The sequence below is a fragment of the Clostridium chromiireducens genome (assembly GCF_003575225.1).
GTDB lineage: Bacteria > Bacillota > Clostridia > Clostridiales > Clostridiaceae > Clostridium > Clostridium chromiireducens.
The window spans coordinates 379,994-403,565 of sequence record NZ_QXDJ01000001.1 but is presented as its reverse complement, the minus strand read 5'-3'; the positions used below and the strand labels follow the sequence as shown (position 1 = coordinate 403,565).

The 23,572-nt window shown below is 30.6% G+C and carries 18 protein-coding genes; all 18 read left to right on the top strand.

Going from position 1 to position 23,572, the window contains the following annotated elements; all coding sequences use genetic code 11:
* The first annotated feature begins 337 nt into the window (after positions 1 to 337).
* Entirely contained in the window at positions 338 to 1,669 is a 1,332-nt protein-coding gene (gene glnA / locus D2A34_RS01675; protein WP_079440765.1) for a type I glutamate--ammonia ligase, read from the top strand.
* 40 nt (positions 1,670 to 1,709) lie between these two features.
* On the top strand, positions 1,710 to 2,270 hold the full coding sequence (locus D2A34_RS01670) for an ANTAR domain-containing response regulator (protein WP_079440766.1): 561 nt from the start codon (positions 1,710 to 1,712) through the stop codon (positions 2,268 to 2,270).
* Between the two features lie 170 nt (positions 2,271 to 2,440).
* Entirely contained in the window at positions 2,441 to 7,018 is a 4,578-nt protein-coding gene (gene gltB, locus D2A34_RS01665; RefSeq protein WP_119365511.1) for a glutamate synthase large subunit, read from the top strand.
* Between the two features lie 13 nt (positions 7,019 to 7,031).
* On the top strand, positions 7,032 to 8,501 hold the full coding sequence (locus tag D2A34_RS01660) for a glutamate synthase subunit beta (RefSeq protein WP_119365510.1): 1,470 nt from the start codon (positions 7,032 to 7,034) through the stop codon (positions 8,499 to 8,501).
* A gap of 285 nt (positions 8,502 to 8,786) precedes the next feature.
* Positions 8,787 to 9,716 (top strand): CPBP family intramembrane glutamic endopeptidase, encoded by a 930-nt coding sequence (locus D2A34_RS01655; RefSeq protein ID WP_119365509.1) that lies wholly within the window; start codon positions 8,787 to 8,789, stop codon positions 9,714 to 9,716.
* 136 nt (positions 9,717 to 9,852) lie between these two features.
* Entirely contained in the window at positions 9,853 to 10,776 is a 924-nt protein-coding gene (locus D2A34_RS01650; protein ID WP_119365508.1) for a CPBP family intramembrane glutamic endopeptidase, read from the top strand.
* Positions 10,777 to 11,015: 239 nt separating this feature from the next.
* The gene (locus D2A34_RS01645; protein WP_079440771.1) at positions 11,016 to 11,303 is read left to right on the top strand and encodes a hypothetical protein; all 288 of its coding nucleotides are present in this window, start codon (positions 11,016 to 11,018) and stop codon (positions 11,301 to 11,303) included.
* Positions 11,304 to 11,649: 346 nt separating this feature from the next.
* Positions 11,650 to 12,858 carry an NADP-dependent isocitrate dehydrogenase gene (locus tag D2A34_RS01640; RefSeq protein ID WP_079440772.1) on the top strand — a complete coding sequence of 403 codons (1,209 nt, stop codon included), beginning with the start codon at positions 11,650 to 11,652 and terminating at the stop codon, positions 12,856 to 12,858.
* 419 nt (positions 12,859 to 13,277) lie between these two features.
* Positions 13,278 to 15,080, top strand: a complete 1,803-nt coding sequence (locus tag D2A34_RS01635; protein ID WP_119365507.1) for a sensor histidine kinase — start codon at positions 13,278 to 13,280, stop codon at positions 15,078 to 15,080.
* Between the two features lie 48 nt (positions 15,081 to 15,128).
* Positions 15,129 to 15,599 carry a hypothetical protein gene (locus tag D2A34_RS01630; protein WP_119365506.1) on the top strand — a complete coding sequence of 157 codons (471 nt, stop codon included), beginning with the start codon at positions 15,129 to 15,131 and terminating at the stop codon, positions 15,597 to 15,599.
* 476 nt (positions 15,600 to 16,075) lie between these two features.
* Positions 16,076 to 16,285 (top strand): FeoA family protein, encoded by a 210-nt coding sequence (locus D2A34_RS01625; RefSeq protein WP_079440164.1) that lies wholly within the window; start codon positions 16,076 to 16,078, stop codon positions 16,283 to 16,285.
* A 12-nt stretch (positions 16,286 to 16,297) separates the two neighbouring features.
* Positions 16,298 to 16,519, top strand: coding sequence for a FeoA family protein (locus D2A34_RS01620; protein WP_079440165.1), 222 nt, complete (start codon positions 16,298 to 16,300; stop codon positions 16,517 to 16,519).
* Between the two features lie 69 nt (positions 16,520 to 16,588).
* Positions 16,589 to 18,745 carry a ferrous iron transport protein B gene (feoB, locus tag D2A34_RS01615; protein WP_119365505.1) on the top strand — a complete coding sequence of 719 codons (2,157 nt, stop codon included), beginning with the start codon at positions 16,589 to 16,591 and terminating at the stop codon, positions 18,743 to 18,745.
* Positions 18,746 to 18,808: 63 nt separating this feature from the next.
* Positions 18,809 to 18,973: a FeoB-associated Cys-rich membrane protein gene (locus tag D2A34_RS01610; RefSeq protein ID WP_079440167.1), complete on the top strand. Its 165-nt coding sequence runs from the start codon at positions 18,809 to 18,811 to the stop codon at positions 18,971 to 18,973.
* A 353-nt stretch (positions 18,974 to 19,326) separates the two neighbouring features.
* Positions 19,327 to 20,376, top strand: coding sequence for a sulfate ABC transporter substrate-binding protein (locus D2A34_RS01605; protein WP_119365504.1), 1,050 nt, complete (start codon positions 19,327 to 19,329; stop codon positions 20,374 to 20,376).
* 428 nt (positions 20,377 to 20,804) lie between these two features.
* Positions 20,805 to 21,842 carry a sulfate ABC transporter substrate-binding protein gene (locus D2A34_RS01600; RefSeq protein ID WP_079440169.1) on the top strand — a complete coding sequence of 346 codons (1,038 nt, stop codon included), beginning with the start codon at positions 20,805 to 20,807 and terminating at the stop codon, positions 21,840 to 21,842.
* A gap of 60 nt (positions 21,843 to 21,902) precedes the next feature.
* Positions 21,903 to 22,727, top strand: a complete 825-nt coding sequence (gene cysT / locus D2A34_RS01595) for a sulfate ABC transporter permease subunit CysT (protein ID WP_079440170.1) — start codon at positions 21,903 to 21,905, stop codon at positions 22,725 to 22,727.
* Between the two features lie 27 nt (positions 22,728 to 22,754).
* Positions 22,755 to 23,570 (top strand): sulfate ABC transporter permease subunit CysW, encoded by an 816-nt coding sequence (gene cysW, locus D2A34_RS01590; protein ID WP_182629313.1) that lies wholly within the window; start codon positions 22,755 to 22,757, stop codon positions 23,568 to 23,570.
* The last annotated feature ends 2 nt before the right edge of the window (positions 23,571 to 23,572 follow it).

The following is a 23,572-nucleotide window of genomic DNA, read 5'->3' as shown; positions in this document are numbered from 1 at the left end:
ATTATGATTTTAACAATAATAATTTATTGTAATATTAATCAAAAAAGAAACATAAAATACATGTTGTAAAGAAAAAATGACAATAAATGTTTCTAAAACAATACGCGTTTGTAAAAAAATGCCACAACACTTTAGATTATAAGTAATGTGGTATCATTTACTTTAGAATTTAAAGTTTCGATAGCGATAATATTTATTTTTTAAGAAAAATCACTTGATTTCTTAAAAATAGTATTATATAATTTCATTAGTAAATGAATTGAGCAAAGGCGTTCAATAGATGGTATACCTCTCTATTGTGCGCCTTTTTTTAAAAGAAAAAGGGGGGAATTGTTAAATGGCAAAGTACACAAAGGAAGATATTATTAATTTAGTAAAGGAAAATGGAGTTAAATTCATTAGACTACAATTTACTGATATCTTTGGAACTTTAAAAAATGTAGCAATTACAGATAAGCAATTGGAAAAAGCACTAAATAATGAATGTATGTTTGATGGATCATCTATTGATGGTTTTGTAAGAATTGAAGAATCAGACATGAATTTAAGACCAAACTTAGATAGTTTTGTGATTTTCCCATGGAGACCACAACAAGGTAAGGTTGCAAGATTAATTTGTGACGTTTATAACCCAGATGGAACGCCATTTGAAGGTGATCCAAGATATGTTCTAAAGAGAGCTATTAAGGATGCAGCTGAATTAGGATATACAATGAATGTTGGTCCAGAATGTGAATTCTTCTTATTTGAAACTGACGAAAATGGTAATCCAACAACTAATACTCAAGACAAAGGTGGATATTTTGACTTAGCACCTACAGATTTAGGAGAAAATGCAAGAAGAGATATGACTTTAGCTTTAGAGGATATGGGATTTGAGATTGAAGCTTCTCATCATGAAGTAGCTGAAGGTCAAAATGAAATAGATTTTAAATATGGTGATGCGTTAACTACAGCGGATAATATCATGACATTTAAGCTAGTTGTTAAATCAATAGCTCAAAGACATGGATTGCATGCATCATTTATGCCTAAGCCGATTTTTGGAATAAACGGTTCGGGTATGCACGTAAATATGTCATTATATAAAGACGGAAAGAATGCTTTCGTTGATGAAAATGATAAGAATGGATTAAGTGATGTAGCTTATAAATTTATTGCTGGATTATTGAAGCATGTTAAGGGCGTTGCTGCAGTAACTAATCCTTTAGTAAATTCATATAAGAGACTAGTTCCAGGATATGAAGCACCAGTTTACTTAGCTTGGTCATGTAAGAATAGAACAGCATTAATTAGAGTGCCAGCAGCTAGAGGAGCAGGAACTAGAGTAGAATTAAGGTGTCCAGATCCAAGTGCTAATCCATACTTAGTATTATCAGTGTTGCTACAAGCTGGTTTAGATGGTATTAAGAATAACTTAACACCACCAGCAGAGGTTGAAGCAAACATTTTCGCAATGACTGAAGATGAAAGAAGAACTAATGGAATTGATAATCTACCAAATAACTTATATGAAGCAGTTCAATTTATGAAAGATAGTGAATTAGCTAAAGTTGCATTAGGTGATCATGTATATGAAAATTATCTTTCAGGAAAAGCAGCTGAGTGGGATGATTATAGAACTAAAGTTCATGACTGGGAAATAGAAAACTATCTTAATAGATATTAATCTGTAATACCAATTAATATTAATTAAGGTGGGGATTGCAATGGCTCAAAATGGAAGAATTATAATAGCATTAAGCAATATTGAGACTGCGACAAAATTGAAGAGTTTACTAGTGCAAGAGGGCTATGAAATATTAGCATTGTGTACTTCAGGAAATGAATTGATTAGATTAGTTATGCAATATTCCCCAGACCTAGTCTTAGTTGGATATAAATTTAAAGATATGAGTTTATTAGATGTCTATGAAACTTTAGTAGACCAAACTAGTTTTTTAGCTATAGTAAATGAACCTTATAAATCATTTATAGAGGAAGATACTGATATATACTGTATTGGTACTAAAATCTCTAATGTGCTTTTGACTAATGCAATTGATTTAATCTTTCAAAGTAAAAAGAGAATTACAAAGTTAAGAGCGCAGGTTGAAAAATTAGAGCATACTTTAGAAGATAGAAAGCTTATAGAAAAGGCTAAGGGGCAGCTTATGTCAACTTCAGGGCTTACTGAAAATGAAGCATTTAGATATATGCAGAAGATAAGTATGGATTCTGGGAAAAGAATGAAAGATATTGCTAGCTTAATATTAAGTGAAGTAGAGTAATTAATAATAAAGTAAATATACGAGTAATTATACCAAAAAAAGAGGTATTTTTACTCGTAATTTTGCTACGAATGGGTAAATCTCGATATATTAGGAAATAGACAAGTACCTAATCTTTAATTTGGATAAGGTACATATCAATATATTATTATTTCAAGGGGGAATTTTAAATGGAAAACAATAATCCGAATGCACAAGGGCTATATAATCCGTGTTTTGAACATGATGCTTGTGGAATTGGGACTATAGTAAACATTGATGGCAAAAAATCACATGAAATTTTATCAGACTGTTTAACTATCTTAGAGAAGCTAGAACATAGAGGTGGTACAGGAGCTGATGAAAATACTGGAGATGGAGCTGGAATATTATTTAACATACCTCATAAATTCTTTGAAGAAGAATTAAAATCAAAGGGAATGGCACTTGAAAATGAGGGTGATTATGCAGTTGCTATGGTGTTCTTACCACAAGAAGAAAAGGCAAGAAAAGAAGCTATGCGCCTTTTTGAAGATATATCAAAAGAGGAAAATCTTGAACTGATTGGGTGGAGAGAAGTTCAAACTAATCCTTCAATACTTGGAAAAGCATCTTTAGAAGCTATGCCTGCTATAATGCAAGCTTTTGTAAAGAGACCTAATGGCATAAAACAAGGAAAAGAATTTGAAAGACATTTATATATAGTTAGAAGAAACATAGAAAAAAGAGCAGGATGGATAAGCAAATTCTTAAATGAAACTTTCTACATAGCATCTTTTTCATCTAAAACAATTGTGTACAAAGGAATGCTTTTATCTACACAATTAAGAGAGTTTTATAAAGACTTAGAGGATGAAAGAGTAGAAACATCTTTAGCGTTAGTTCATTCAAGATATAGTACTAACACATTCCCAAGCTGGGAAAGAGCACATCCAAATAGATTTATGATCCATAATGGTGAAATTAATACACTTCGTGGAAATGTAAATAAAGTTTATTCTAGAGAAACAAACGTAAAATCTAGAGTACTTGGTAAAGAGTTAAATAGAGTATTACCTATTATAAATAAAGAAGGATCAGACTCTGCGATCTTTGACAATAATTTAGAATTCTTATATATGAATGGTATGGACTTAACTAGAGCAGTTATGATGGCAATTCCAGAACCATGGTATAAGAGCAAAACTATGAGCAAAGAAAAGAGAGCTTTTTATGAATATAATGCTACACTAATGGAACCATGGGATGGTCCAGCTGCTATCGTATTTACAGATGGTGAAAAAGTTGGTGCAGTTTTAGATAGAAATGGTTTAAGACCGTCAAGATATTATATAACTAAAGATAGAAGATTAATCCTTTCTTCAGAAGTTGGTGCTTTAGATATACCAGCTGAAATTGTTGAAAAGAAAGATAGATTAATGCCAGGTAGAATGCTGCTTGTTGATACAGTTAAAAAAGAAGTTATAGATGATGAAGAATTAAAGCATTCTTATGCAACAGAGCATCCATATGAAGAATGGCTTAAAGAAAATTTAGTTACTTTAGATAAATTAAAAGATAGTAAAAAATTCAGAATTGAATATGATAAGGAAACAAGAAAGAGATTAGAAAAAACTTTTGGATATACTTACGAAGAAGTTAAGACAACAATGCTTCCAATGGCTAAAACAGCAGCAGAACCACTTGCAGCAATGGGTGTTGACGTTCCAGTAGCAGTATTATCTAAAGAAGCTCAGCCGCTATTTAATTACTTTAAGCAATTATTTGCGCAAGTAACTAATCCGCCTATAGATGCAATCAGAGAAGAAATAGTTACAGCTTCTAATGTTTACATAGGACCAGAAGGTAATATATTGGAGGATAGACCAGGCAATTGTGAATTGCTTAAGCTTGATTCTCCTATAATTAATGATGAAGAGTTTGCTAAAATAAAGTCACTTAATAGTGGAAACTTAAAATCAAAAGTTATTGATATAGTATTTGATAAAGGTGGTTCTTTAGAAGCGGCATTAGATGAATTATTTGAAAAAGCACAAGATGCATATGAAAAAGGATATACTGTATTAATATTATCAGATAGAAATGTATGTGAAACTAAAGTTCCAATTCCATCATTACTTGCAGTATCAGCACTTCATCAATACTTAGTTAAAAAAGGAACAAGAACATCAGTTGGACTAGTTTTAGAAAGTGGAGAACCAAGAGAAGTTCATCATTTTGCAACTTTAATCGGATTTGGTGCATCTGCTGTAAATCCATATATGGCTTATGAAGCATTAAGAGGCTTAATTGAAGAGGGGTTACTTGATGTAGATTATAATAAGGCTGTATATAATTACAATAAAGCAGTTACTAAAGGAATAATTAAAATACTTTCTAAGATGGGTATTTCTACAATTCAATCTTACCAAGGAGCTCAAATATTTGAAGCTATTGGTATTGGTACAGAAGTTATAGATAAATACTTCACTAATACTGTAAGTAGAATTGGTGGACTTGGATTAAAGGAAATGCAAAAGGAAGCAGAAATAAATCATACAAATGGATTTAGAGATAAAACTTATGCTGCTGATTTCACATTAGACTCACCTGGATATGAAAAGCTTAGATCTGGTGAAGGAAATGAAGAAAAGCATTTATATAATCCATTAACTATTCATAGACTTCAAGAAGCAACAAGAACAGGTAATTATGAGTTATTTAAGGAATGTACTTCTTTAATTGATGCTGAAGACTCAGAAATAACATTAAGAGGTTTATTGGAGTTTAACTTGAATTCTAATTCAATTCCATTAGAAGAAGTTGAGTCAGTATCAGAGATAGTTAAGAGATTTAAAACAGGAGCGATGTCTTATGGATCAATATCTAAGGAAGCTCATGAAGCATTAGCTATCGCTATGAACAGAATCGGTGGTAGATCAAACACTGGTGAAGGTGGAGAAGATCCAGATAGATGGATTGTTGATGAGAATGGAGATTCAAGAAGATCTTCAATTAAGCAAGTTGCATCTGGTAGATTTGGAGTAACTTCAGAGTATTTAGTAAATGCTGATGAACTTCAAATAAAATTAGCACAAGGAGCAAAACCAGGTGAAGGTGGACAATTACCAGGAACTAAGGTTTATCCATGGGTCGCTAAAACTAGACATTCAACTACAGGGGTTGGACTTATATCACCACCACCACATCATGATATTTATTCAATAGAAGATTTAGCACAATTAATTTACGATTTAAAAAATGCAAATACTGGTGCTAGAGTATCTGTTAAGTTAGTTTCAGAATGTGGAGTTGGTACTATTGCAGCTGGTGTTGCTAAGGGTGGAGCCGAAGTTATATTAATTTCCGGATATGATGGAGGAACTGGTGCATCACCAAAGAACTCTATCAAAAATGCAGGACTTCCTTGGGAACTTGGACTTGCAGAAACTCACCAAACTTTATTACTTAATGATTTAAGAGAAAGAGTTAGAGTTGAAGTTGACGGTAAGCTTATGAGCGGTCGTGACGTTGCTATAGCTGCACTTCTTGGAGCAGAAGAATTTGGATTTGCAACTGCACCACTTGTAGCGCTTGGTTGTGTTATGATGAGGGTTTGTAATCTAGATACTTGTCCAGTTGGAGTTGCAACTCAAAATGAAGAATTAAGAAAGAGATTTAAAGGAAAGCCAGAATATGTTGTTAACTTTATGTACTTCATAGCAGAAGAACTTAGAGAAATCATGGCTAAGCTAGGGTTTAGAAAACTTGATGAAATGATCGGTAGAGTAGATAGACTTAAACAAAAAGAAAATATTCATGGCTGGAAAGCTCAAAATATCGATTTAAGTTCGGTGCTATACACTCCTGATAAATATAAAGGTAAAGTAGTTAAATTTGATGAAACTAAGAAATATGACTTTAAACTAAACAAAGTGTTAGATGAAAAGTTATTCTTAGATAAATGCAAAGAAGCTATAGATAGTGGTGAAAAGATAAGCATAGAAGTTGACGTAACTAATACTGATAGAACACTTGGAACTATCTTAGGATCAGAGATAACTAAGGTAAATGGTGGAAAAGGGCTTCCAGAAGATACAATAAATATAAAATGTAATGGAGCCGCTGGTCAAAGTTTCGGTTCATTCATTCCAAAGGGATTAACTTTTGAAGTTGAAGGAGATGCTAATGACTACTTAGGTAAGGGATTATCAGGTGGTAAGATTATAGTTTATCCTCCAAAGAAATCAACATTTGTAGCTGAAGAAAATATCTTAATAGGAAATGTTGCTTTATACGGAGCAACTTCAGGAAAAGTATTTATAAATGGTATTGCAGGTGAAAGATTCTGCGTTAGAAATTCAGGAGCAACTGCTGTTGTTGAAGGTGTTGGAGCTCATGGATTAGAATACATGACTGGTGGTAAAGTTGTTGTTTTAGGTAAAACAGGAATTAACTTTGCAGCAGGTATGAGTGGAGGAATTGCTTACCTTTATGAAGAAGATCCAAACTTCAGAATAAATTTAAATGAAGAAATGGTTCTATTAGAGGAGTTAAGCTTAGAAGATGAAGAAGAATTAAGAAACTTAATTGAAGAACATGTAAAAGTTACAGGCTCTCCTAAAGGAAATAAAATATTGTACAACTTTGAAACAGAAAAATCTAAATTCCATAAGATAATTCCTAAGGATTATAAGAGAGTAATAGAAACTGTTGAAAAGTATAAGAATCTTGGATGTAATGAGGACGAAGCATTAATTAAAACTTTCCAAGAAATTAAAGGAAATTAGGAGGGTTAGACAAATGGGAAAACCAACGGGATTTTTAGAGTATGATAGAGAAGTAGGTAAAAATAGAGAACCTAAAGAAAGATTAAAAGACTATAAAGAATTTCATTTAAGTCTTCCAGCAGATAAGCAAAGCATTCAAGGTGCAAGATGTATGGATTGTGGAGTTCCGTTCTGTCAATCAGGAGTATTAATTTCTGGAATGGTATCAGGATGTCCACTTCATAACTTAATTCCTGAATGGAATGATTTAGTATATAGAGGAAAATGGGATTTAGCTTATGAAAGATTAAATAAAACTAATCCATTCCCTGAATTTACAGGAAGAGTATGTCCAGCTCCATGTGAAGCTGGGTGTACAGCTGGATTAAATGGCCCTTCAGTTACTATAAAAGAAAATGAAAGAGCTATAATTGATACTGCTTTTGAAAATGGAATAGTTAAAGCTAATCCTCCAGCTAAGAGAACTGGAAAAACTGTTGCTGTAATTGGATCAGGTCCAGCAGGACTTGCTACAGCAGATACATTAAACAAATGTGGTCATAAAGTTACTGTATTTGAAAGAAGTGACAGACCAGGCGGACTATTAATGTATGGTATTCCTAACATGAAGCTAGATAAAGAAGTTATCTTGAGAAGAGTGCACATTATGGCAGAGGAAGGCGTTAAATTCGTAAATAATGCAGATATTGGTAACAATTATGATGCAAATGAAATTTTAGATGAATTTGATGCAGTAATCCTTGCTACAGGAGCTTCTGAACCTAGAGATCTTCAAGCTAAAGGAAGAGACGAAGTTAAGGGAGTTCACTTTGCTGTAGATTTCTTAAAGGCTAATACAAAGAGTTTATTAGATTCAAACCACGCAGATAATAACTATATTTCTGCAAAGGATAAGAATGTAATTGTAATTGGTGGTGGAGATACAGGTACAGACTGTGTTGGAACTTCACTTAGACATGGATGTAAGTCATTAGTTCAATTTGAAATAATGGGTGAACCTGCTAAGGAAAGAGCTGAAAACAATCCATGGCCAGAATGGCCTAAAGTTCTTAAGGTTGATTACGGACAAGAAGAATTTATAGACGTTTATGGCAAAGATCCAAGAGAGTATTTAACTACAGTTACAGCTCTTAATGCTGATAAAGATGGAAATCTTGAAAGTGTTGACACTGTTAAAGTAGAATGGAAGAAGGACGAAAATGGAAGATTCGGTCCAGTTCCAGTTAAAGGCTCAGAAAAAACTTACCAGGCTGAATTAGTGTTACTTGCAATGGGATTCACAGGATCACAAAGTTACATTAAAGAAGCTTTTGGAGTAGAATCAGATGCAAGAACTAATATAAAAACTGGAGAAGACTTTAAGACTAATGTTCCTAAGGTATTTGCTACAGGGGATGCTAGACGTGGTCAGTCATTAGTTGTAACAGCTATTAATGAAGGAATTAGAGTTGGTATTACAGTTAATGAATTCTTAAGAAAATAAACACCTATAAAAAGAGTGGCTATGCCACAATGCGGAACATTTCACAGATAAAAAGAGCAGCTATGCTGCAATTCGGATCATTTCACAGATAAAAAGAGCAGCTATGCTGCATATAAGATTATTTCACAAAAACAATACCTCTAGAAGATGTTCTAGAGGTATTGTTTTTTATTTGCAACCAAATAAATAGCGACTATATTTAGGAAAGGGTAATAAAGTATTGTTTTGATAAATAAATTATATATGTAAAATATATTTATTTATGAAAGTGAGGTAAAAAAGATAGTGAAAATTTTTAGAAATAATAAAAGCATAATAATATCTTTACTGAAAATAGGAATTTTATATTTAGTATCTACTACAACGTCAAATGCAGTTTCAGATATTTTTTTCAAAATCTATGATGTATTTATTCAAAAAATAAATCCTCAATTAGTAGTTGGTTCAGAGGAATATATAAAATATTTAGATGAACAATTATCTAACATGAATAGTTTTCCAGCAACTTCAATAATATTAATTGAATGTATATGCTCAATACTTTGTGTTGTCATACTTTGGAGGATATATGAAAAAAGAAAACTCAGAGATATGGGGCTTACTAACATCTATGTCAGCCTTAATGATTTATTATTTGGATTAATAATTGGGGCACTGTCTTTTACATTAGTAGCATTTACTTTACTATGTACTAAATCTGTAGAACTACAAAATAGTTTTAGTAAGCCACACTTTTCATATGTATTAATTATTCAACTAATTGTTTTTATCTTTGTTGGAGTTAGTGAAGAACTTTTTTCAAGGGGATACTGCATGAATATTTTAAAGCAGCCTAAAAAATCTTGGGTTATTCCCATAGTGATATCATCCATAATCTTTGCATTATTACATTCTAATAATCCAGGAATAAGTACACTAGCTTATATTAATTTATTTTTGTTCGCAGTTTTTATGGGAATTGTATGTATTAAGACTAAAAACTTATGGATGGCGATAGGATATCATATAACATGGAATTATTTTCAAGGCAATGTTTTTGGATTTTTAGTAAGTGGAATTGATACTACTCCCATATATAAAGTTAAAGTAATAAGTCCGAATATAATAAATGGTGGGGATTTTGGGCCGGAAGGTGGAATCATAGTTACAGTGTTACTCGTAGTAAGTATATTAACAGCATACAAATTTTTACCAAGCAGGAAAATGTCTTTATAGAAATTTAAAATTTACATTAAGATAAATTTAAGTATATTTTAATATATTCGTATTGATTTCAAGCTATAATAAATTATACATCAAAATGTTTAAGAGTTTTATAAAAGAAGACTAATAAGGGGGATTAGAGAAATTAATGAGAATCTTTAAGAATACTAATAATCAAATTAGGTCTGGATGGAAAATATTAATTGTATTTATATCATTTTTCGTTACAACCTTTGCATCATCATTTATTTTTAGTGCTTTATATGGCATAATTATTTTTATTGTGAAGCCAGAATTATTATCTCAAGGTGATGGGGGCGCAAAATATATTTCCGAACAATTTACAAGTATGTCTTCTATTCCAGGTGCATTTATAAGTTTACTTCAATGTTTATTGATGATATTTTTTGTTATTCTATTCTGGAAGATATGGGATAAAAGAAAAGTGGCAGACATGGGATTAACAAGTATAAAAAATAGTTGGAAAGATTTGTGCATTGGTTTATTAAGTGGTGCTATATCTTTTTCATTAGTTGCAATTATATTATTATGTACAAAATCTGTTGAAATGGTAAATAGTATTAACAAACCAAACTTTTCATGGGGGTTAATTATAGAATTAATTATTTTCATTTTTGTTGGAATTAATGAGGAGCTTTTTGCAAGAGGATACTGCATGACAGTTTTAAAGCAAACTAAAAAAGCATATGTTCCGATTATTGTATCATCAATAATCTTCGCATTAATGCATTCATTAAATCAAGGAATAAGTTTAATTGCATATCTTAACTTATTCTTATTTGGACTTTCTATGGGATATGTATTTATAAAAACTAAAAATATATGGATAAGCATTGGATATCATATAACATGGAATTATTTTCAGGGAGACATTTTTGGATTTTTAGTAAGTGGAAATTCTACAAATTCCATATATAACATAAAAACAGTTACTCCTAATTTAATTAATGGCGGCAGTTTTGGACCAGAAGGTGGATTAGTGGTTACTGCATTACTTATAGCTACAATATTTATAATATATAAATATTTGCCTGAAAGGAAGTATATATGAGCAGTGAACCTTTCTTTCGGGTATATAATATGCAACAAAGTTTAGGTTAAGGTGATTTATATGTGATATAATTTACATTATAATATTGTAAGTAGTATTATGTTGATATATAATATTAAATAAAGTAACTTAAAATGTTACTTATTTCGGTAAGTTATCACATAATTATAAGTACAGTTACACATTGGATATGTATAATTACTATAGGATAAATTTAAGGAATGTAGAGGTTAAGTGTGATGAGTGGAGATATTAAAAAGTATATATATATTATTGGAGGAATAGGCATAGTTTTTATAGTTGGAACTATAATATTAAATCTTCTTCCATGGCTTTTATTAATTGGATTAATATCGTACATTGGAGTAAAGATTGCCGGTTTCATTAAAAAGAAAAAAGCAAAAAAAACTGCAAATAATTTTAATGATTCAGATGATTATCAAAGTTATAAAATAGAAACTGATGATTACACTACAGGAGAGATTATCGATGTTGAGTATGAAGATGTGGATAGCAAGAAAAAATAATACTTGATTTTATTGAAAAACTCAGTTCATGAACTGGGTTTTATTTAAATTACTTATAAAAGCGCAAAGTTGATAAATTCTCTCTGCAGACAAAATTACTTAAAACTATATTTCAGTTGAAAAGATACCGAAAATAATATTCGCATACTTATGCAAAAAGTTAGCTGTATTTGGGTTAATCACATGAATTATTTATTGTTAATTGATAAAAATGTAGCAATAATGTATAATTATCTTTATGAAGTAAGGCATCTAAAAGAAGACAACAGGTGAATAAAATAGTCACTTACTTATTTCTTTTTAAAGATACTTAGTGATAATATAAGCAATATAGGAGGCAATAAATATGGAAAAGATTAAAATGTTAACTCCATTAGTTGAAATGGATGGAGATGAAATGACTAGAATTATTTGGGGCGCAATAAAAGAGGAGTTATTAAATCCTTTTATTGAATTAAATACAGAATACTATGATCTTGGATTAGAATATAGAAATGAGACTGATGATCAAGTTACTGTAGATGCTGCAGAAGCTATCAAAAAATATAAGGTAGGGGTAAAGTGTGCAACTATTACGCCAAATGCAGCAAGAGTTAAAGAATATGATTTAAAAGAAATGTGGAAAAGTCCTAATGGTACTATAAGAGCAATTTTAGATGGAACAGTATTTAGAGCACCAATTATAGTAGAACCAGTAAAACCATACGTTAGAACATGGAAAAAGCCTATAACTATAGCAAGACATGCTTATGGAGATGTATATAGAGATGTAGAAATGAAGATAGAAGGAAAAGGTAAGTGTGAACTTGTATTTACTTCAGAAACTGGTGAAGAAAAAAGAGAGTTAGTACATAACTTTGCAGGTGATGGAGTAGTTCTTGGTATGCATAACCTTAATGAGTCTATTGAAAGTTTTGCAAGAGCTTGCTTCGGTTTCGCGCTAGATACTAAGCAAGACTTATGGTTTGCAACTAAGGATACAATTTCAAAGAAATATGACCATACATTTAAAGATATATTCCAAGAAATATTTGATGCAGAATATAAAGCTAAGTTTGATGAAGCAGGAATTGAGTATTTCTACACATTAATAGATGATGTTGTAGCTAGAGTAGTTAAGTCAGAAGGCGGAATAATATGGGCGTGCAAGAATTACGATGGAGATGTAATGAGTGACATGGTTGCTACAGCTTTTGGTTCACTTGCAATGATGACATCAGTATTAGTTTCACCAGAAGGAAACTATGAATATGAAGCAGCTCATGGTACTGTTCAAAGACATTACTATAAGCACTTAAAAGGTGAAGAAACATCAACAAATTCAATTGCAACTATATTTGCATGGTCTGGAGCGTTAAAGAAAAGAGGAGAATTAGATAATAATTCAGCTTTAGTGGATTTTGCAGATAAATTAGAAAAGGCTTCAATAAAGACAATTGAAGATGGAATAATGACTAAGGATTTAGCATCACTTGCAGAGCATGACAATATTCAGACTCTAAATACTTTTGATTTCATAAAAGCAATTAGAAAAACATTAGAAGAAATAATATAATTTTAATTAAGATAATTATAAAGATAAGCTGTATCAAAATAAAAAGTAATTTTTATTTTGATACAGCTTACTTTTTTATGGATAAAAGGCATTACGTAATGATTTATTATAATCATTAAATTATGATATTAAATATTTATGATTATATTAGTTTTTAATGAAAGTATATAATTTTAAAAAAATTTTCAAAGATTTAGGTATCGCTTAAAAAAATTTTAAATTACCCTAAATTTAAGCTATATATCATGAGACGGTGTAAAAAAATGTAGATTTTTTGTATGAATTATTATATTATGTTAATGTATAATTGTTTCTGTAAAAATATAATATTTGCAAGCAATTATTGGGTTTAATGTAAGTATATAATTAAACTTATCATTTAGCAAAAGTTTCATATCTATAAATAGAAGGTGGATTAAGTGAATACTATTAATAATAACAGATACAGAAATATACTTGGAACCATTTCTATCGCAAAATTTGGAGTATTATTGATTATTTCAATAATAAGTATAAACGAATTATTGAAAAGTCCAAATTACTTAAGTCAGATCCCGTTAAACAATTATGTCATTTTATTTATCCCAGCATTTTTAATAATTACTATTTTATTATGGTCATTTTCATATATACATATATTTAAATATAAAAATATTAAAAATGTTCAAATAGTTGAAGATTGTGTTTTTACTTTTATGTTGTGTATATTGATATTTTTATCGAATACATATCAAAGTCAGTATAAGTATTTGTTTTTATTTAGCATTATTTCATCAACAATATCATTAGGTAAAAAATATGGTTTAATAGTTGCAACATTATCATCATTTATCATATTTTTTATAGACTTATTTTTTGCTCCAAATTCAAGAGTTAATATATATTTTGAAAATGATTTGATGCTAGCATTAGGATTTATTATGGTTGCATGGGTTTTAGGGGAATATAAAAAATTTGAAAGTGACCAAAGAGAATTGTTAGAGTCGGAGCTAAAAGAACAGCTAAGGCAACATGATTATATCGAAGAAATGTTATTAAAAAATGAAGATTGTTATAATTTACTAATTAAATATTCTTACTATTCAATTATGATTCACGATAGTGAGAAAATATTATATTTAAATAAAAAAGCTATAGAATTGTTTGGAATAAACTCATTAGAAGAAATGAAAAAAAAATCTCTCACTGCTTTTTACAATACAGATGATTATAAAAAAATAAAGGGAAAATATCTAGATATAATAAATAATAAAAAGTCAGCGGTATCCTTTGAAGAAAAAATTATAAATAACAAAGGCAAGAAGATCAATGTTCATAATATCTCTACATATTGCGTTTATGGAAAAATGCCTGTAATACTAACTATCATGAGAGATATTACACCAGAAAAACAAGTACAAAAATTAAAAGACGAAGTAAAGGAAAATATTAAGTTATTAAATGAAACCCAGCAACAGAACAGATTTATAACTGAATTTTTTTCTAATATATCGCATGAATTAAAGACGCCTTTAAATGTGATATTTTCTTCACTTCAATTATTGAATGTATATGATGATGAAGAATTTATCAAAAATAGAAAGAAATATTTAGATGTAATGAAACAAAATTGCTATAGGTTAATTAAATTAGTTAATAATTTATTAGATATAGTAAAATATGATTCTGGATTTATTATTCCAAATATGCAGAATGAAGATATTGTTTATGTGGTTGAAACCATTGCTATGTCTATAGTTCCATATGCTGAAGACAAAGGGATAGAATTGGTATTTGATACTGATATTGAAGAGAAAATTATTGCTTTTGATGTGGACAAAATGGAAAGAATAATTTTAAATTTACTTTCAAACGCCTTGAAGTTTACAGATAGGGGCGGATATATATATATAAGCATAAAAGATAAAAATGAAAAAGTCGAGATATCTGTTAAAGATACAGGAATAGGAATAGCTGTTGATAAAAAGGAATTTATATTTGGTAGATTCACTCAAGTGAACAAGAGTTTAAAAAGAAATCATGAAGGAACTGGTATAGGACTTTCGCTTGTAAAATCTTTCGTAGAATTACATAATGGTGAAATTAAACTCGAAAGTAAATTAGGTCATGGAAGTGAATTTACTGTTGTGTTACCTTCAAGGCAATCCGAGGAAACGAAGGTTGAAACAGAGATAAAAGACAATGTGATTGAAAGAGTTAGCATGGAATTATCTGACATATAGTCACGTGAATTTGAAAATAGTTTGTCGATAAGATGGGAGAGATGTAAGTTGTTTGAAATGTCACTAATATATTTGATTGGAATATCAGTCCCTGAAAGTTTGCTTTTTGTTTGGGCATTTTATACTTTGTCACAAACCCCAATAAATATTAAGAGGTTCTTTTTGTCTGTTATAGTGAATTTTACTTTGGTTTGTGGAGTAAGACTCTTACCTATAGACTTTGGGATACATACTTTGCTATTAATAGCAGCATATATATTTACTAATATTTTAATAAATAAAATTAACCTAATAACATCAATATTAGTAACTATTAGTGTGATCATAATACAGTTCATAAGTGAATTTATAGATTTATTTATTATTGGACATATATTGAAATATAATATGGAATACATATTGAGCAATCATGTAGCGAAAGTACTGTCTGGACTTCCTGCTTTTATATTTTTTGCATTTTTTGTTGTCTTGGCAAAAATGGCAATAAGTAAAGTACAAAGTAAAAATTATAATAAATAAAGATATATAATAAAGTTCCTATATATAATGATTGGATTGTCTATCATTATATATAGGAACTCTTTTTTACGTAAAATATTATAAAGTTAAATAGATAATATAGATTATGTAGTTAGATTAGAAATATGTATGTACTCTATCTTTAATAAATTATAAATATTACTGCGAAATAAAATTAATAGTGCAAAATAAAAACGTTATCATATGAAATTTGATATTATTTAAATAAATACAATGAAAATCATTTTCAATAAATGAAAAAAGTGCTATTATAATTATAGTGATTAATTAAAATCATTATCAATTGAATGTGATTTTAATTAAAAGGAATTATTTAATTTATACTTAATAGAACGGGTTTCAAGAATTAAAAAGTGTCTAGCTTATAATGGATTGCATCGTCAGCAATTAGTAAAACTAGCATGACCCAAAAAAATATATAAATTTATGAGAATTATTTTGAGGAGGAATCAGATATGCCATTAATATTAGCTGCTAAAGGAAACGAAATGAATATTAAAAAGATTACAGGAAATGATGAAACAAAAAGATTTCTTAATAGTTTAGGACTTGTGGCAGGTGAGAAAGTTAAAATTATTTCTGAGCTTGGAGGGAACCTTATAATAAATGTGAAGGACAGTAGAGTAGCGTTGGACAAAGGTATGGCAAGCAGAATAATAGTTTAGGAGGATTATGTAATGAGCACATTAAAAGAAATAAAATGTGGACAAACTGTTAAAGTTAAAAAAGTCGATGGATTAGGAGCGATTCGTAGACGTATTATGGATATGGGAATTACAAGGGGCTGTGAAGTTTATGTACGAAAGGTGGCTCCATTAGGAGATCCTATAGAAGTAACCGTTCGTGGATATGAGTTATCTCTACGTAAAGCTGATGCAGAAATGATAATCGTGGAATAATCCGTGAAAGAGAATATATGAAACCCAATATTATTGAAAAAGAGAGATTAGTGACAAGGAGGAATGAAAATGTCAATTAAAATAGGTCTTGCAGGAAATCCAAACTGTGGAAAGACTACTATGTTCAACGAACTTACTGGTTCATCACAATACGTTGGAAATTGGCCAGGAGTAACAGTTGAAAAAAAGGGTGGTAAGTTAAAAGGAAATAAAGATGTGGAAATTGTGGATTTGCCGGGTGTTTATTCTTTATCTCCATACACTCTTGAAGAAGTTGTGACACGTAATTTTATGATAAATGATAAACCAGATGCTGTAATTAATATAGTAGATGCATCAAATATTGAAAGAAATTTATATTTAACAACTCAAATCTTAGAGTTAGGAATTCCAACAGTTGTAGCTCTTAACATGATGGATATTGTTGAAAAGAATGGAGATAAAGTAGACGTTAATAAACTATCAAAAGTTCTAGGATGTCCAGTGGTTGAAACTTCTGCACTAAAAGGTAATGGAGTAAAGGTTGCAGCAGAGAAAGCTGTGGAACTTGCAAAGTTAAAAGCGAAGCCAAATTTTGTATTAGCTTTTTCAGATGAAGCCAAACATGCTTTTGAAGAAATTGAAAAAGTAGTAAAAAATGATATCACTAATAAAGAGTTTGAAAGTCATTGGCTTGCAATCAAGCTTTTTGAACGTGATCAAAATATTTTAGAAAAGTTAAAACTTTCAGAAACTATTTTGAGTAAAATAGAACAGATAATAAAGAAATACGAAGATGAGCTTGATGATGATAGCGAAAGTATTGTTACAGGTGACAGATATGCATTTATAGGTGATGTTGTTTCAAGTGCAATTAAAAAGAACAATAATAGTGGGGAAACAACATCTGATAAAATAGATAAAATTGTTACAAACCGTTTCTTAGCGCTTCCTATATTTGCTGCCATTATGTTTGGTGTATATTACATAGCAGTAAGTTCTATTGGAACAATAATGACAGATTGGACTAATGACGTATTAGTAGGAGAAATAGTACAAGGTAATGTATCAAATTGGCTTGCATCAGTAAATGTTGCAGACTGGTTACAAGGATTAATAATAGATGGTATTATTGGTGGAGTTGGAGCTGTAATTGGTTTTGTTCCACAAATCATGGTTTTATTCTTTTTACTATCAATTCTTGAGGACTGTGGATATATGTCTCGTGTAGCCTTTATTATGGATAGAATTTTCCGTAAGTTTGGATTATCAGGTAAATCATTTATTCCTATGTTAATTGCATCAGGATGTGGAGTTCCAGGAATAATGTCAAGCCGTACGATGGAGAATGATAGAGATAGAAAGATGACAATTATGTTAACTACATTCATTCCTTGTAGTGCTAAATTACCGATAATTGCATTAATTGCGGGTGCATTATTTGGAGGAGCATCTTGGGTTGCACCTTCAGCATACTTTTTGGGAATAGCAATGGTTATTATTTGTGGGGTTGTATTAAAGCAAACTAAATTATTTGCAGGAGATCCTTCGCCGTTTGTTATGGAACTTCCACAATATCATATTCCAAGTTTAAAAAGTGTTTTGATGCATATGTGGGATAGAGGAAAATCATTTATTTATAAAGCAGGTACAATTATATTTGCTGCTTGTGTAACAATATGGTTTTTACAATCATTCAATTGGTCATTTGAGATGGTTGATGCAGGAGATAGTATATTAGCAAGTTTAGGTAATATAATAGCACCTATTTTTGCACCGTTAGGATTTGGAAATTGGCAATCAGCTGTTGCTACAGTTACTGGTCTTATTGCAAAAGAAAATGTTGTTGGAACATTTGGAGTTCTATTTGGTATAGCTGATGCAGTGGAAGATGATCCAGCGCTTGTTGGAAATGTTGCAAGTATGTTTACAGCAGCAAGTGCGTTCGCGTTTATGGCATTTAATTTACTTTGCGCTCCTTGCTTTGCAGCAATAGGTGCAATAAGACGTGAAATGGGTTCGTGGAAATGGACATGGATTACTTTAGGATTCCAAACATTTACTGCCTATATAGTTGCACTTATCATTAATCAAGTTGGTAGCTATATTTTGGGAATTGGAAGTCTGACTGGAGCTATAACATCAGTAGTAATAGCGATTTTAGTAATTACTATAGTTATATTAACAGGAAGAAGTTCAAAGGAAAAACAAGTTGGTGGACAATTAAGTTATACAGAATACAAGTAAAAATCAAGTGGGTAAGTTTAATCATAACTACCTACTTGAATTTTAAAATAAGGAGTGATATTCATGATAGCAACAATTATCTTAGGTGGTATTATATTTGGCCTTACAGCACTTATAATAGCAAAACAAATTAAGAAAGCTAAAAGTGGAGAAAGTAGTTGTGGATGTGGATGTTCAGGATGTTCTTCAGCTAGTTCATGTCACGGAATAAAAATACAACAAAAATAGAATACTTAAAAATTTAATAGAAGCATATATACCAAGTAAATTATTTTAAATAATTGCTTGGTTTTTTATATTATTAAGGCTAGAAAATTTTAAGAATATAAAGAATTTAATTAAGCCAATAATATTATGGAATAAATGTATTGACAATGTGAATAATATAAATTATAGTATAATTCATATAAAACATATAGAATTAGTAAGGAATTAAAGAATTGGAAAGAAATAAGTTATAGAAAATAATTTTAATTAGAAGTGTATTCGTTATAAAATTATTATCAAATTTAGTTAAGATATTATTAATGTAAAACCTACTAAACATATATGGTAAATAATAAAAGAGAGGGGCAAATATAATGAAAAAGACAAGAATATTAAGTGTAATGCTATCAGCTACTTTAATTATGGGGGCATTTGTTGGGTGTGGTAAGCAAGAAGCTAAGAGCGAAAATGCAAATGATAGTAAAAAGCCAGTAGAATTACTCAATGTATCATATGATCCAACAAGAGAATTGTATACAAAGTTTAATGAAAGTTTTGTTAAGTACTGGAAGGATAAAACCGGACAAGATGTAACAATAAATCAATCACATGGGGGATCTGGTGCACAGGCACAATCAGTTATTGGAGGATTGGATGCTGATGTTGTGACTCTAGCATTAGGATATGATATTGATGCTATAAGCAAGGAAGGTCTAGTAAATAGTGATTGGCAAAGTAAATTTAAAGACAATAGTTCACCATATACATCAACAATTGTATTTCTTGTCAGAAAAGGAAACCCAAAGAATATAAAAGATTGGGATGATCTTACTAAAGATGGAGTTTCTATAGTGACACCGAACCCAAAAACTTCTGGTGGGGCTAGATGGAATTATTTAGCTGCATGGGCATATGCTTCAAAAAAATATAATGGAGATGAAAAAGCTATAAAGGATTTTATGTCTAAGTTATATTCAAATGTTGCTGTACTTGATTCAGGAGCTAGAGGAGCAACAACAAGCTTTGTTGAAAGAGGATTAGGAGATGTGCTTATAGCATGGGAAAACGAAGCAATTTTATCACTTAATGAACTTGGAAAAGATCAATATGAAATAGTTGCTCCTTCCTTAAGTATATTAACTGAACCACCAGTTGCAGTAGTGGATAAGATAGTTGATAGAAAAGGAACAAGAGAAGTTGCACAAGCTTATTTAGAGTATTTATATACAAAAGAAGGGCAAGAACTAATAGCACAAAATTACTATAGACCTATAGATAAGGAAGTTGCTGAAAAATATAAAAATACATTTCCAGAGCTTAAATTAGTTACAGTAAATGATGAATTTGGGGGATGGGCAAAAGCACAATCAACACACTTTGCTGATGGAGGAACATTTGACCAAATTTATGTTCCAAAGAAATAATATTTTCTGGGTAAAAATGGACTTCTTATTAGTATTGTTGTAAGCATTTCCTAAATAATATGCATTAGATGTGATGTAATACTATAAAATAATTCATAAACCTGAGAATAAAAGAAATAACTTTTATTCTCAGGTTTTATTTGGTCTAATTATAATATTTTTCGAGCAAATTTATTGACAAAATGGTGAAATTACCTTATAGTATATTTCATATAAAGTTTATAAAATTAGTAGGAAATGGAACGATGGTTTTATATTATTGACCAAGAATATAATTAACTCATAGATTGGGGTATAATTTCTCTTAAGATTATAGTGAAGAGCTTATATGGAAATATGATTAAGTATTCTTGGTATATTTATTACCACAAACCCTACTAAACATATATGAATATTAAAAATTACTATAAAAGATAGGGGCGGACATTGTGAAAAAAAGTCGAATCTTAAGTTTAATGCTTTCAGCTGCTATAGTTATTGGGGTTTTTGCAGGATGTGGAAGGCAAGAGGCTAGCAATGGAATAAAACCAGTGGAACTCTTGAACGTGTCGTATGATCCAACAAGAGAATTGTACACGAAGTATAATGAAAGTTTTGTGAAGTATTGGAAAGAAAAAACTGGACAAGATGTAACAATTGATCAATCTCATGCAGGATCAGGCTCACAGGCTCAAGCAGTAATCGGAGGATTAGACGCTGATATTGTGACTCTGGCACTAGGATATGATATTGATGCTATTAGTAAGTCAGGTCTCATAGACAATGATTGGCAAAGTAGATTTAAGGAAAATAGCGCACCATATACATCAACTATTGTTTTTCTTGTTAGAAAAGGAAATCCTCAAAATATAAGGGATTGGGATGATTTAACAAGAGATGGTATTTCAATTGTAACACCAAACCCAAAAACTTCAGGAGGAGCTAGATGGAATTACTTGGCGGCATGGGCATATGCATCAAAAAAATATAATGGAGATGAAAAGTCTATAAAAGATTTTATGTCAAAGTTATATTCAAATGTAGTAGTGCTGGATTCTGGTGCAAGGGGAGCAACAACTAGTTTTGTTAGAAGAGGATTAGGAGATGTACTGATAGCCTGGGAAAATGAAGCTATGTTATCATTACAGCAGCTTGGAAAGGATAATTATGAAGTAGTTACTCCATCATTGAGTATTTTAACAGAACCATCAGTTGCAGTAGTAAATAAAGTTACTGATCGAAGGGGAACTAAAGATGTTGCAGAAGCATATCTAGGATATTTATATACTAAAGAAGGACAAGAATTAGTAGCTGAAAACTATTTTAGACCAAGAGATAAAGAAGTTGCAGAGAAGTACAAGGATATATTTCCAAAGTTAGATCTTGTAACTATAGATGATCCTTTATTTGGTGGATGGAAAAAGGCTCAATCAACACATTTTTCCGATGGTGGAACATTTGATCAAATCTATATTCCAAAAGGCTAAGGATAAGTAGATAAGAAATTTTGAAAGGTATTAATTATTTTGTTAGAATGGGGGATGAATATGAGCAAGTCAAAAAGAGTTATTCCTGGATTTAGATTAACTATGGGATTTTCTCTTGTTTACTTAAGTCTTATTGTCCTAATTCCTTTATCAGCTTTGGTTATAAAGTCAGGGGGAATGGGATTAGATAAGTTTTTTAGTACAGTATTAAATTCTAGAGTATTACATGCATACTTAGTTAGTTTTGGAGCAGCGTTCATAGCAGCAATAATAAATAGTATATTTGGTGTGATTTTAGCCTGGGTTTTAGTAAGATATGATTTTCCGTTTAAAAGATTTATAGATGGTATTATTGATTTACCATTTGCACTGCCAACAGCGGTTGCAGGTATCTCGCTTACTACTTTATATTCTGAAAATGGATGGGTAGGAAAAATATTTTATTCGTTTGGAATAAAATCATCTTTCTCCATTTTAGGGATCGTCATTGCATTGATATTTATTGGAATTCCGTTCGTTGTAAGGACAATTCAACCAGTTCTTGAGGATTTAGATAGTCAATATGAGGAAGCAGCAGCAATGCTTGGAGCTAGTAGAGCAAGGACTTTTTTTAAAGTAATATTTCCAGAAATATCAGCACCATTATTAACAGGCTTTGGATTAGCTTTCGCTAGAGGTGTTGGTGAATATGGTAGTGTAGTTTTCATAGCAGGAAATCTTCCTATGAAAACAGAGATAGCACCTCTTTTAATTATGTCAAAATTAGAACAATACGACTATAGCGGTGCTACAGCAATAGCATTGGTTATGTTGGGAGCTTCATTTTTAATATTATTTGTTATAAATGGAATCCAACTATATAATAGTAAATTAAAGAAGATATGAGGTGAGTAGTAAGTGAAGAAGACATCAATGCATAGAAGTGAAAATAAATTCATGAAGTATGGTTTAATAAGCATAAGTGTATTATTTCTTGTATTAATGCTTATTATTCCACTAATATCGATAATTTCGGAAGCTTTGGCTAAAGGATTTAATGCATATTTAAAAGCCGTTTCAGATGGATACACTCTTAAAGCTATGAACCTCACATTAATAGCTACGTTAATCGCAACAATTATGAATACCATATTTGGGATATGTGTTGCATGGGCTATTACAAAATTTCAGTTTAGAGGGAAGAACCTATTAGGAACTTTAATTGACTTACCTTTTGCAATTTCTCCAGTTATTGCGGGGTTAATATTTGTATTAACTTTTGGAAAAGGTAGTTTTTTAGAAAATATCTTAGTTGAAAATAATATGAAAATTGTTTTTGCTGTGCCAGGAATAATACTAGCAACAATATTTGTTACATTCCCATTTGTTGCAAGAGAAATAATACCTCTAATGAATGCACAAGGAACTGATGAAGAAGAGGCAGCAGCAATGATGGGAGCTAGTGGGTTTAATATATTTAGAAAAATAACTCTTCCTAATATTAAATGGGGACTCATATATGGAGTAATACTGTGTGCAGCAAGAGCAATGGGAGAATTTGGAGCAGTATCAGTAGTATCTGGTCATATTAGAGGAAAGACAAATACTCTTCCATTACACATTGAAATTTTATATAATGAATATCAATTTTCAGCAGCTTTTGCAGTTGCTTCAATATTAGTTATTATTGCAATTATAGTTTTAGTATTACGTAACATTGTGGAATGGAAAAGTAAGAAGGGGGTCTAGAA